General features: G+C 59.1%; 10 protein-coding genes and 1 pseudogene. 1 reads left to right on the top strand and 10 read right to left on the bottom strand.

Annotated elements, in window-relative coordinates; translation table 11 throughout:
• Window positions 1-4 precede the first annotated feature (4 nt).
• Window positions 5-349 (top strand): DUF779 domain-containing protein, encoded by a 345-nt coding sequence (locus BLR72_RS21545; protein WP_091951873.1) that lies wholly within the window; start codon window positions 5-7, stop codon window positions 347-349.
• A 163-nt stretch (window positions 350-512) separates the two neighbouring features.
• Here BLR72_RS21545 and repC read toward each other — a convergent pair whose 3' ends face one another.
• The 10 genes and pseudogenes from repC to efeO all read right to left on the bottom strand — a co-directional run bounded on the left by repC (window position 513) and on the right by efeO (window position 12,454).
• Window positions 513-1,790 (bottom strand): plasmid replication protein RepC, encoded by a 1,278-nt coding sequence (repC, locus tag BLR72_RS21550; protein WP_091951874.1) that lies wholly within the window; start codon window positions 1,788-1,790, stop codon window positions 513-515.
• A gap of 159 nt (window positions 1,791-1,949) precedes the next feature.
• Entirely contained in the window at window positions 1,950-2,915 is a 966-nt protein-coding gene (gene repB / locus BLR72_RS21555) for a plasmid partitioning protein RepB (RefSeq protein WP_091951876.1), read from the bottom strand.
• Window positions 2,916-2,998: 83 nt separating this feature from the next.
• Complete coding sequence (gene repA / locus BLR72_RS21560; protein ID WP_091951878.1) at window positions 2,999-4,198, bottom strand: plasmid partitioning protein RepA; 1,200 nt, start codon at window positions 4,196-4,198, stop codon at window positions 2,999-3,001.
• A gap of 266 nt (window positions 4,199-4,464) precedes the next feature.
• Window positions 4,465-4,590, bottom strand: a complete 126-nt coding sequence (gene cydX / locus BLR72_RS21565; RefSeq protein ID WP_091951880.1) for a cytochrome bd-I oxidase subunit CydX — start codon at window positions 4,588-4,590, stop codon at window positions 4,465-4,467.
• Window positions 4,591-4,606: 16 nt separating this feature from the next.
• The gene (cydB, locus tag BLR72_RS21570) at window positions 4,607-5,761 is read right to left on the bottom strand and encodes a cytochrome d ubiquinol oxidase subunit II (RefSeq protein WP_091951882.1); all 1,155 of its coding nucleotides are present in this window, start codon (window positions 5,759-5,761) and stop codon (window positions 4,607-4,609) included.
• Between the two features lie 6 nt (window positions 5,762-5,767).
• Complete coding sequence (locus BLR72_RS21575) at window positions 5,768-7,345, bottom strand: cytochrome ubiquinol oxidase subunit I (protein WP_091951884.1); 1,578 nt, start codon at window positions 7,343-7,345, stop codon at window positions 5,768-5,770.
• Window positions 7,346-7,423: 78 nt separating this feature from the next.
• Window positions 7,424-9,112 carry a thiol reductant ABC exporter subunit CydC gene (gene cydC / locus BLR72_RS21580; protein ID WP_091951886.1) on the bottom strand — a complete coding sequence of 563 codons (1,689 nt, stop codon included), beginning with the start codon at window positions 9,110-9,112 and terminating at the stop codon, window positions 7,424-7,426.
• A pseudogene (gene cydD, locus BLR72_RS21585) lies at window positions 9,112-10,764 on the bottom strand (thiol reductant ABC exporter subunit CydD); the annotation flags it as partial. The pseudogene cydD and the gene cydC, both read right to left, overlap by 1 nt.
• 115 nt (window positions 10,765-10,879) lie before the next feature.
• Entirely contained in the window at window positions 10,880-11,452 is a 573-nt protein-coding gene (locus BLR72_RS21590) for a GbsR/MarR family transcriptional regulator (protein WP_027232955.1), read from the bottom strand.
• Window positions 11,453-11,626: 174 nt separating this feature from the next.
• Window positions 11,627-12,454: an iron uptake system protein EfeO gene (gene efeO, locus BLR72_RS21595; RefSeq protein WP_091951890.1), complete on the bottom strand. Its 828-nt coding sequence runs from the start codon at window positions 12,452-12,454 to the stop codon at window positions 11,627-11,629.
• Window positions 12,455-12,457 lie beyond the last annotated feature (3 nt).

Raw genomic sequence — 12,457 nt, forward strand, 5'->3', positions numbered from 1 at the left:
TCCCATGGAAGAAAAAGTCACCGCCACCCCTGCTGCGCTCGAATTGATTTCGACCCTGCAATCAGAATACGGGCCGATCCTCTTTCACCAGTCCGGCGGCTGCTGCGACGGTTCTTCGCCCATGTGCTATGCGCAAGGCGATTTCATTATCGGTGACCAGGACGTCAAGCTTGGCGAGATCGGCGGCGCGCCGGTCTATATCAGCGCCTCCCAGTACGATGTCTGGAAACACACCGACCTGATCATCGATGTCGTTCCAGGACGGGGTGGCATGTTCTCGCTCGACAATGGGCGTGAAGTGCGGTTCCTCACGCGGTCCACGATCTGTGCCGTTGGCGGCAACGAGTGACCGCAGCTTTCTGCCCCCGGGGGTCAAACGCAGCCCGCTCGTTAATCCTCTGTTTAGGTTAATGTTTTTGCCGAAGCGGAAGGCAACACGACGTTCACTTCCGCTCCATTGGCACCTCCATATGTTCCTTCGCCAGCGGTGGCTGTCATAAATCCGGCCTTCGTCATGTGTTCACCAGTTGAACGTGGCTGCCATTGGCCCGCAGCTGAGCAAGGAGCATCGGCCAGACCGAAAACTCCTCGCGTGCCGCCTTGTCCGTCAGGGAACGCAGATAACCGCCGGCCGAATTGATATGGTCTGCCCTTTCGAGGATGCATGCTACGACAATCGCCGCATTTTCCTGGCCCAGTATATCGCAGGCTTCCTCATAGGCCGAAGGACTCACCCCAAGCATCGAGCGCACGACCACGGCCGCGGCCATCAGGTCCTGCCAGCTTGAAATACCGTCGCGCCCATAGGCGGCAATGCTCGGGCATGCCTGGCGAACCAATGCAAGCGGGATAGGCCTGTCGGTCTGTGCAGTTTCCGGCGTCTGCGCGCTTCTGGCCATCTTGTCTGATGCCGACTGCTTTGTCTCTGTCATGCTTCCCGTTTGATCCACGACTTTTGCCCCCTGGTTTTTTCTAAAGCCGGGTTCAAGATCAGAAGTGGATTGGGTGTTTGAATTTTGTTTGTGGCGCTCAGTATGAGACTCTTTGGCGCTCATATTCTCAGAATTTAACTGTTTCTCCAGGGTATTAGACACTTCCATGTGGATGCATTCCAGACCATCCACAGCGGGTTCCAGATCGTGGATGGTCGCTTGACGCGGAATCCCGTCAATGACACTGCGAAACCGCCTGTACTGCACGCTCCAGTCGAGATCGGGCGAAGTCTCGAAGCCGAGTTCAATGAGTTTGACGATATCGCGCCGGAGCAGCGTTACGCGCTCCTTCATCAGTTTCAGCTGAAGCCGTTCGCTTCTCACCTGTTCGGCCATTCCTGCGAGTTCCTCGGCCCGCGCCACCAAGGGAGCCAGCGAGAAGCCGAATGCTTCACCACCCTCCCCTCCCCGCGCCTTGCGTGCGAAGCGTTTGCCGTTGGGGCTGTCCTTGCGGAAAATGAGCCCCGCTTCGATCAGGGCAGCGAGGTGGCGACGCAATGTGGCGGGAGCCATTCCGTGCGCCCGCAACGACAGCTGCGCGTTCGACGGGAAGACAACAAGCCCGTTTGCTTCGCTGAGCTCCGCCTGCGGATAGAACGTCAGCAGAGCGTTCAATACCACCAGAGCGCGGTCCGAAATTCCCACCAGCGCCCTCGCCTCGCACAGGCTCCTGAACAGCTTCCATTTGTCGATCGACGTTGCCGGAGCTATCTCTTGGGCCTGGCGTTGGGTTGCCAGCATGCCAAGCGATAGCGACCGCCGCCCAAAGGGCGTCGTGAATGCATTCCCCGTCTGCATTGCCTCTTACCTTTCTAAAGGCAAAAGAAATCCGCTCGCCAGAACGACGTCAAAATATCTTGACACTGATTCGGGGAAATGCGATTCTCGATCCTGCTAGAGATATGAGAGAAGCCTTCCGAGACAGCGATGTTGAGGTGGGCTTTTTTCTTTTGCGGGTTAATCTCCTGATTTTTTGACCGTTTCCGATTGTTGGAAGTCGCGATAAAGCTCCTCCAGCCTGTCGGTAATATAGGATCCGAAGCGCGAAGCGTTTTTGGCTTTGAGCGCCAGGGTAAACGCCTTGCCATTGTCGGTGATATCGACGCGGAGCGACTTGTCCGTGGGCGCCCAAGCCTTCTGGCGCGAAGCAGCGGCCTTCGCGGGACGCTTGTTCGCCTTGCTCAACAAATCGAAGAGTTGCGCAAAGCGCGCGTCGCCGGTCTCGGCTTCAAGTTCACCCGACGCGACGAGTGCCATCGCCTTCACCGCATTGTCTGGCACTTCCAAAAGCTTCGAAAGCTGCCACCACCGATCCCGTCCCGTCGCCTTCGCGGCACCGATTGCGAGAATGATATCTTCCGGGATGTGGGCGCCGACAGACTGCATCTTCGAGAACGTCGTCGCATCGATCGCCAATGCGGACTTTATGATGGACTGATCGTAGCCGAGATCGCCCAGCCGCTTTGCAAACAGTGCGCGCTCAATGAAGGAGAGGTTCGAACGGGCCGCATTCTCCTGGCCCTGTGCGATCACATGGTCCTGGTCCTCGAGCGCCTTCACGACGGCGCGGACTTGCCGGCCGAGATGCTTGGCCACCTTGACGCGGCGGTGGCCGAAGACAACCTGGTAGCGTCCGGCCGCCGCTGGGTGCGGCCGCACAAGAATGGGGGAGTCCTGCCCCCTCTCCCGCACCGCGGTCAGCAGCTCCTGAAACGCCTCGTCGTCCTCGTCGATACGGTCGGCAACAAACGATCCATCGACGAGATCGGGATCAAGTTCGACGACGCTTCCCTTGGCGAGTTCCTCGAAGGAGCTTTTGATCGAGCGCGACGCACCACTCACCACATAATTCAGGGCATTGTTGCGCTCGGTCTTGACCGGCGCCGGGTTCATGACACTGCTGAAAATGTCCTTACGGGCCATCTATCTGCTCCCGCTAAGCTGTAAGCAATTGATCCTGCGTTTCAATTTCGCGTTTTTTACTGCAGTAAAGCCCTCACGCATGGTCAGCGTCCCCACGCCCGGTGAATGAGCGTTGCGATCTCGGCGTTGACCGCGTCCAGCGATTCGATGGCGCGTTCATAGGTTGATCGCGTGAAGCTGTTCTTCTCAACCTCATAGAGGGTCTGCTTTGTCAGCCCGGCATCGGAGATTGCCGTGGATTTCAACATCGGATTGGAAAGGATCTCCTCGGCCAGCATCGATTGCATGAAGCCGACCATCTGGGCCTGCGGAATGTCCGTCGGCTCGTAGCGCGTGATCAGGTAGCGGAACCAGTCGAGTTGGACCTTCGCCCCAGCCTGCTTGACTGTCTTCAGGATCCCGCCGAGCATCAACAGGAACTGCGACATCGACATGAGGTCGAGCATCTGCGGATGAACGGTAATAAGAACGGACGTCGCCGCCGACATGGCTGTCAGCGTCAGATAGCCAAGCTGCGGCGGGCAATCAACAACGACAACGTCGTAGCGGCTATCCACTTCTTCGAGGGCCTTGCCGATCCGAGTGAAGAACTGACGACCTTCAAGCGAGGAGCGATCCTGCATAGCCAGCGGGGTATCGTATTCATATTCCTGCAGTTCGAGATTTGCCGGGATGATGTCGAGCCCGGGAAAGTTGGTCGGCAGTATGACCTCGGAGATCGGCTTGCGCTCATCGTCGTAACGAATGGATTCGTAGAGCGACAAATTGCGATCGAGTTCGGGTTGAAAGCCATGCAGAGCCGACAATGAGGCTTGCGGATCAAGATCGATCGCAAGAACGCGGTGTCCGGTCAGGGCGAGGTATTGGGCAAGATGCGCAGCGGTCGTCGTCTTGCCGGATCCGCCCTTGAAATTGACAACGGCTAGAACTTGCAGCTTGTCGCCCGGTTTGCGGTGCGGCACGTATTTCTTCACTTCGGTGCGGCCGTTGCGATCGAGATAGTGCCGCAATTCCATCATCTGCTCGGCCGTATAGGAACGGCGACCGGACGCTGCCTGTGCGGGTACGGGGCCCTTGCCTTCGAGGTGCAGGCGCTTCAGATTGTTCTGGGTGACGCCGAGATAATGGGCGACCTCGGCCATCGAAAAGGAGCGCAATGTCTTCTTCGCATTCGGAGGAAACTTTTCCATCCGAAGTTGGTCCAGCCGGCGGGAGATCTCCGCCCCTTGATCGAGGATCTTGTCGTCGAACTCGAACTTGGGCAGAGGCATTGCGATATTCATTTGAATCGAAACCTCTAATAGCGCTTTTTCAAAGCAAACGCTTTACGAAGCGCCATTAAGCTCCGATTCGTCTGATCCGGCAAGAATTTTTGGGTTAACAAAAGGTTAACAGGATTTCGCCTGTGGAAGAGCCGGCGAATCCGGGAAGGCGTCAGCCGCTCTAAACGACATTGCCATCACATGGACACCGGCTCTAGGTGATTGATTCAACGCAAGAAATCAATCCAATTTACCGCAGTAAACTTACGTGTGGAACAAAGCTATGATCATTTGCGCTGATCGGAGCCGTCCTTGCGTGTCCCATCGTCCTCTACGAGTTCGTACCACATCGCATTAAGGACGGCGAAGGCCGCGGCGAATGGCAATCCGAGAAGCCAGGAGAAATACCACATGATTCGATCCTTTCGATCAGTAGGCGTGGCCGCTTTTGTCATCGACTGAATTGGCATCTACCTTGCCCCAGAGCACGTGGTAGACCCAACTTGTGTAGGCGACGATCAGCGGGATGAAGATGGCGGTCACGACCAGCATGATGAACAGCGTGAGATGGCTCGAAGATGCATCCCAAACCGTCAGGCTCGACCGTGGGTCCAGCGAGGAGGGAAGGATGAACGGGAACATCGACACGCCGACGCTGCCGATCATTCCGAAGATCGACAGAGCGCTCACGAGAAGCGTCGCTATTTCCGCCCTTGCGCGAAAGCCGTAAAATGCCAGGGCAGCGCCGGCAAGCCCCAGTATCGGGGCAATGAGCAGCACGGGATAGGCGCCATAGTTGGCAAACCAGCCAGCCTGAGCTTCCGCCACCGTTTTTATAAGTGGGTTTGACGGGCCGTGAGGATCGATCGCGCTCGTGATGATGTAGCCATCGACGCCCAGCCAAAGAATGATACCGGAAAGAGCGTAAAGGACGAGCGTCGCGAGTGCCGCGAGCGCGCCATAGCTGCGGGCGCGTTCGGCAATCGGGCCGTCGGTCTTCAGCATCAGATAGGCGCTCCCATGCATGATGAGCATCACGACCGAAAGCACGCCGCACAGCAAGGCGAACGGATTGAGCAGGCCGAAGAACGTACCCTCGTAAAAGACGCGAAGGTCGTTGTTGAAGCGGAACGGAACGCCCTGGAGGACATTGCCCACCGCAACGCCGAAGATAAGCGACGGCACAAACCCGCCGATGAAAAGAGCAATATCCCAGCCGCTGCGCCAGCGGTCGCTATCGCGCTTCGAACGGTATTTGAAGGCGACCGGCCGCAAGATCAATGCCGCGAGGATTGCGAACATCGCGAGATAGAAGCCCGAGAAGGAAACCGCGTAAAGCGGCGGCCATGCGGCGAAGATAGCGCCGCCGCCAAGAATGAGCCAGACCTGGTTGCCTTCCCAGGTGGGGCCGATGACATTTATCGCAATGCGCCGCTCTGTCTCGGTCTTGGTGACGAAGGGCAGGAGCGTGCCAATCCCGAGGTCGAAGCCGTCGGTAATGGCAAAGCCGATGAGAAGAACGCCCAGCAGGACCCACCAGATAAGGCGCAGGAGCTCATAGTCGATGAATTGGTGCAGTATCATGGTTACTTACTCCGCTGGCACAATGTGCGGGGAAATGAGTTCGGCTTCCGGCTCGGTGTCAGGGTCGGGGCCCTTTTGGATAGCGCGCAGCATCAGGCCCATCTCGATGAAGATGAGAACCGTATAGATCAGCACGAAGCCGCAAATGGTAAGGAGCACCGTCGATGCACCGAGGCTGGAGACCGCCGCAGCTGTCGGAAGAACGCCTTCGATGATCCAGGGTTGACGACCGGATTCGGCGACCACCCAGCCGAGTTCGGCGGCGATCCAGGGTAGGGGGATCGCAAACACGGCGACCCGCAACAGCCAGGGATAGGCGTCGATCTTGCGGCGAACGGACAGAATAAAGAAGGTCGTCGTCAGGATAATGAAGAAGATGCCGAGCCCGACCATGATGCGGAACGACCAGAACAGTCTCGGGACGTTGGGAACCGTATCCCAGGCCGCCTTGTCGATTTGTTCAGGCGTGGCAAGGCGCGGATCATCGACATAGCGCTTCAACAGCAGGGCGTAGCCGAGATCGGCGCCATTCGCCTCGAAAGCTTCGCGCACCTCGGCGGAAACGGCCGTGGTACTGCCGACCTCTCTTATTTTCTGCAAGGCGTCATAGGCGATAATGCCTTCCTTGATACGCAAACGGGCGTGTTCGACAAGTTCCTCGATGCCGGGGATTGGCGTCGTCAGCGACCTCGTACCGATCAACCCCATGACCCACGGCACGCGCACGGCAAAATGCGTTTCCCGCGATTCCTGATCGGGGAAGCCGAAAACGGTGAAAGCGGCGGGCGCAGGTTCCGTCTCCCACATCGCTTCGATCGAGGCGAGCTTCATCTTCTGATGCTCAGTCGACAGATAACCGCTCTCGTCACCGAGAACGACGACCGATAAGGCGGAGGCGAGGCCGAACGAGGCGGCGACGGTCATCGAACGCTTGGCGAGCGCAATGTGACGCCCCTTCAACGCATACCACGCCGACACGCCGAGAACGAAAAGCGATGCTGTGACATAGCCCGCCGAAACGGTGTGAACAAACTTCGCCTGCGCGACAGGATTGAACAAAACTGCATAGAAATCAGATACTTCCATGCGCATTGTCTGCGGATTGAAGGTCGCGCCTACGGGATTCTGCATCCATCCATTGGCGATGAGAATCCAGAGCGCCGAAAAGTTGGAACCTGCGGCAACACACCAGGTCGCGACGAGGTGGCCGACCTTCGACAGCTTGTCCCATCCGAAGAAGAACAGGCCGACGAATGTCGCTTCGAGGAAGAATGCCATCAGCCCCTCGATCGCGAGCGGCGCGCCGAAAATATCGCCGACATAGTGGCTGTAATAACTCCAGTTCATACCGAACTGGAATTCCATCACGATGCCGGTCGCGACGCCGATGGCGAAATTGATACCGAATAGGGTACCCCAGAATTTGGTCATCTGGCGCCATATGACGCGGCCGGTCATGACGTAGACCGTTTCCATGATCGCAAGGAGTATTGAAAGTCCAAGCGTCAGCGGGACGAAGAGAAAGTGATATAACGCCGTTATCGCAAACTGCAGGCGCGAAAGCGCCACGATATCGAGTTCCATTGCATCTAGTCGGGCCTACCCCGACCCCCCTGTTGACCGGCAGCACATTTGCGCGCAGCCGAATGAAGTTGCTGGCCCTCAGTCCGGCCGGAGCGCGGCGAGGGCGGTATTGAAATCTTTCTCCCCACGGTGCAGCGCAGCGACAATCAGCCCGTGTTCGAGAATGATGATCCTGTCGGCGAGTTCTGCCTCGCGGCGAATATGTGTCGCGATCACGAGTGCGTGGCCCGGCATGGCACTGCGGAGCCGTTGCAGCACGTCGCGGGCGGTGGCGCCGTCGAGGCCTTCAGTCGGCTCGTCGAGCAGCCAGAGCGGCGCATCGCGCAAAAGCAGTCGCGCAAGAGCAAGGCGCCGCGATTGTCCGCCGGAGAGGCCGAGCCCGCCTTCGCCAAGACTGGTGCCGAGGCCCGCCGGAAGCGATGCGATAAGCTCGTTGAGGCCCGCCTGATCAAGCGCGCGATGAAGCTGCGCATCATCCGCTTCCGGAGCTGCCAGCCGCAAATTGTCACGCAGCGTGTCCTGGAAGAGTTCGGTCCTCTGCGTCAGCAGAGCAGATTTTGCGGTCGCGACTCCGCCGCGATCGGCGCCAAGTTCACCGGCAATGAGCGCCAGCAGGGTCGACTTGCCCGCACCGCTCGGTCCGATCAGTGCAACACGCTCGCCGTCCGCAACTGTGAAGTTTAATGCGTGGAGGGCGGGTAGGGGGGCGCCGTCATGGGTGACCCTGGCATTCGCAATACCAACCGCTTCTCCGTTACGCGCCGCTGTTCGTGGTAGGGGAGGGGAGGGGGGTGCTAGGCTTGGTCCAATTCGCCGTGCGGCGAGTAAGGTGCGGCCAAGCTCCACGGCGCCTCGGCGCAATGCTGCAAACGGTTCGAGCGCTGCGAGGGCCACCAGAACGCCAAGTGCCGCAACGGGACCATTGATCGTGCCCACGCTGGCAAGAGCCGCCATGGCGATGAGCGTCCCGCCGAGCAGGATCGACGAGGCGACCCCAAGCCCTGCGCCGGCGAAAACCTCGATCCAGTTCAGACGGCGATCGGCGGCAGCAGCCCGGCGATCGGCGGCCGCCACCGCTTGCACCTGGGCCGCAAGCGGCCCCGTCATCAAAAGATCCGTCTGTCCGGCAACGAGATCGATGCTGCGGGAGCGGAGCGCCTCAAGCGCGTGAGCGCGGCGTATCGACGAGGCACCGGCGAACCTTGCGGCGATGACCGGCACGCCAAGCCCTGTCAGAAGCAGGAATGCGCCTGCAGCAAGACCGACAAGCGGATGCATCATCCCAAATGTCAAGGCGACGGCGAGCGCTGTCACGATCGCAACGGCTGCCGGTACGAGCACACGCAGATATAGCGAATCGAGCGCGTCGATATCGGCGGTAAGACGGAACAGCAGGCGCGACGGCCGCTGAACGAGCAACCGTGCGGATTGCGGGCGTGACCAACTGCGAAACAATTGTTCGCGCAAACCAGCGAGCACGCCGAGCGTTGCGTCATGGGTTGTCAGGCGCTCGCCATAACGTGCTGCCGTTCGCGCGAGAGCCAGAAATCGGATGGCGGCTGCCGGCGCGAATACATCGAATGCAAACGCAGTTGCAGACGAGAGTCCGGCAATGGCTGTCGCAGTGATGAACCAGCCTGAGAGGCCAAGAAGCATGATGCCGGTAAGAACCGTGACCGCTGCGAGCAATGCACCAGCAAGGAGCATGCTGCGGCGTTCCCTATAGAACAGTGCAATGATCGGCCGGAAAGTGTGGAGGATGCCCATCACGCAGCCTCCTGCGCGATCTGAGGCGATAGCCTGACGATGCGATCCATGCGGGCGGCGAGTATCGGATCGTGTGTTGCAACGATCAGTGTCTTGCCCCTGGCGATTTCGAGGAGGCCTTCGGTGATTTCGCGAGCGGTGATCGTGTCCAGATGTGCCGTCGGCTCATCGGCGAGGATAAGGCTCTTTCCTGAGCCGGCAGCAGCACGCGCGAGCGCCAACCTCAATATCTCGCCGCCCGAAAGGCCGGAACCGCCCTCGCCCAATTGAAGATTGCCGTGGGCCTCGGCGACATGTTCGAGGGCGGCAAGAGCCAGTGCACCGTTCGTCCGCGCCTCGTCGACATCGGGACGCCCAAGCGCGATATTCTCATATAGTGAGCCGGCAAATATATGCGGCCTTTGGCCGATCCAAATCATTCGATTGCGCAACTGATCTGCAGTCGCGCTCGTAAGATGTGTGCCGCCGATGACGATCCTGCCATTTTCAAGGCGAGCCAGTCCTGCGATCAGCGCAAGCAGGGTAGACTTGCCCGACCCACTCGGGCCCAGTATCGCGACACGCTCGCCGGGCTTTACCTCAAGGTCGAAGTCTTCCAGTACATCGCGATCACGCGCCGCGTGAGAATAGCCAAGCGCTTCGATCGAGACAGACGCGGCCTTATCATCGTCGTCCTGATCATTGCCGCCAGACCCGCCCACAATGGCGATGCCCTGATCGCTGAGTTCGGCAAGTGCGGCCAGGGCCGCTTCACCGGCAGCACGGTCGTGCCACACGGCTGAAAGTTCCCGCAGCGGTTCGAAGAAGGCCGGCGCTAGCAGGAGGACGAACAAGCCCTCGCTTAGATCGAGTCGCCCGCCCCAGGCACCGAACGGCAACTGTCCAAGATAGTGGAAACCGATATAGACGGCGACCATGGCGACGCCGAGGGCGGCAAAGAGTTCGAGAACGGCCGAAGAGAGAAAGGCAACCCGCAGTACGGCCATCGTACGCGAGCGCAGGGATTCGGCGTTGGCGCGCAACCGGTCGGCCGTCAGGTCAACTGCATCGAAAACGCGTATGGTCGTCATTCCACGCAGGCGATCAAGAAGAAAGCCATTCATGCTACCCATCTCGACCAGTTGCTTCTCACTGGCAGCCTTGGCGCGCCAGCCAATCAGCGCCATGAATAGCGGTATCAGCGGCGCCGCCATCAGCAGCACCAGAGCCGGCACCCAGGAGAACGGGACGATCGAGGCAAGGATGGCAAGGGGAACGTATGTCGCCTTGAGCCGCGCCGGCTGGAAGCGGGCCAAATAGGGCAGGATAGCCTCGGCCTGTTCGGTTATCGCGCTGGCTGCAAGCCCGGAGGCGGGACGCGTAGTGTCGAGGGGCGAGCGTCGCGCCAGGGAGGCGATGGCGGTTTGGCGCAGTTCGGAAAGAGTCTTGCGGGCGGAAAGGAACGCGACCCGCGTACCGGCCGCGTCAAGAGCAGACCGCAGGACGCCGAGGGCGACAACCCCAACGGCGAGCCAGACAATATTGCGCCAATCGGTGCCCGCGATAATGTGGCCAACCGCCATTGCCAGCAACCATGCCTGCGGAAGCCAGAGGAGGGCCGCCGCTAGTTGCAACGACGCAGCCGCCTTGACGCGAGCGGGCGGCTTTTGCTTGTCAATCGGCAGACTGGAAGACGGCTTACGAGTCGATTCCCCCACAGTGCATGCATCTGCCGGGCTCACCTCTGAGCGGAGCGCCAATGATGCATCTGCTGCGGGTCCCATGCCATCAACCCTTTTCAGTAGTGCGCTTCGATCTGCCGAGCGAGACGATCTTATCCTTCGCCTCCAGCAGTTTCGTGACTTTGGCGCCCAGCGTCAACAGGGTTGCCAGCCGGTCGGTCTCAAGTTGCTTGACATCCTCATACCAGGTCGTCAGCCGCTCGATGAGCCCGTGCATTTCACTCATCCGCTCCTGCGCATGCCGTTCCGCCTCGCTCGCAGGCTGCTGCATCAGAATCTCTCGCAGGACCGACAGTGTCGGATCGACTTCGCGCTTTTTGCGCTCTTCCGCGAGCGTACGCAGGATCTGCCAGACGTCGTCGGGCGTCGTAAAGAAATCGCGGCGATCGTCGGGCAGGTGTTTCAAGAGGACCAGATTCCAGGCCTGCAATTCGCGTAAGCTCATGGAAACGTTCGAACGCGAGATGCCGAGAGCATCAACGATCTGATCCGCGTTAAGCGGATCCGGCGAGACATAGAGCAGCGCATAGATCTGGCCAACCGTCCGGTTGATACCCCAGCGGCTTCCCATTTCACCAAAATGCAAAACGAAGGACTGTACGAGCGGCGGGAGATTCATGGTGCTCTTTCACTTTATCTGTTATTTCAGAAATTACTGAAATGACAGTAGCAAAGAAAGCGAGCGGGTCAAGAATAGGTACGGGGCGGGGCGAAAATGCCGCACGCCGAGCGGGCAAACAAAAAGGCCCGGTCGCGATGACCGGGCCTCTTGCACTCTCGATTTTCAGGCTTATCAGTTCAGGCCGAGCTTTCCGCGCAAGGTCGAAAGGTCTTCGGCGAGCGTGTTGACGGCAGCGGCAAGGACCTTGCGGTCGTCTTCGCTGAGCTTGTCGTATAGCTCGTAGCCATCGGCGGTCTTGTACTTCGCCAAGGTCGTATCGACCGCGTCGAAATTGGCCGAAACCTTGGTCACGAAGGCAGCCTCATCCTTTTCGATCAGGGGACGAACAAGATCGAAGATCTTGCGCGAACCATCGAAGTTGGCCTTGAAGTCCCAAAGGTCGGTGTGGCTGTAGCGATCTTCCTCTCCGGAAATCTTAGTGGCAGCTACTTCTTCCATCAGAACGGCAGCGCCGCCGACGACCTTCTCCGGCGGCAGGGTGAGGTCGGTAATGCGCTTGTTGAGCTCGGTTACGTCAGCCATGAGCTGGTCGGCAACCGGTCCAAGACCTTCGGTGCTGTTCTGAGCGAAAAGGCCATACTCAATCCGATGGAAGCCGGTGAACCCCGGATCCTTTTCAGCAAGCTCATGATCATCGGCACGCGAGTCGATCGAGCCATCAAGGTCGCTGAAAAGCTCTGCGATCGGTTCGATCGCCTCATAGCTCATGCGGGTCGCGCCAAAGAGTGACTTCGCCTTTTCGACATCACCGGCCTTGACTGCGTCAGTGAATGCCTTGGTATCAGCGACAAGCTTCTCGGAGTTTTCCGACACATAAATCTTGTAGTCGGCGATGGGCTGCACGAGATCGAGCGGCGATACCTCGGCCACCGCGACACCAGGGAGGATGGCCGCGGAAAGGGCGAACAGGCTGGCAGATAGTGTAAGTTTAAGCTTCATCGA

Origin of the sequence: Phyllobacterium sp. YR620, assembly GCF_900104165.1 — a bacterium.
In the GTDB taxonomy this organism is placed as follows: Bacteria; Pseudomonadota; Alphaproteobacteria; order Rhizobiales; family Rhizobiaceae; genus Phyllobacterium; species Phyllobacterium pellucidum.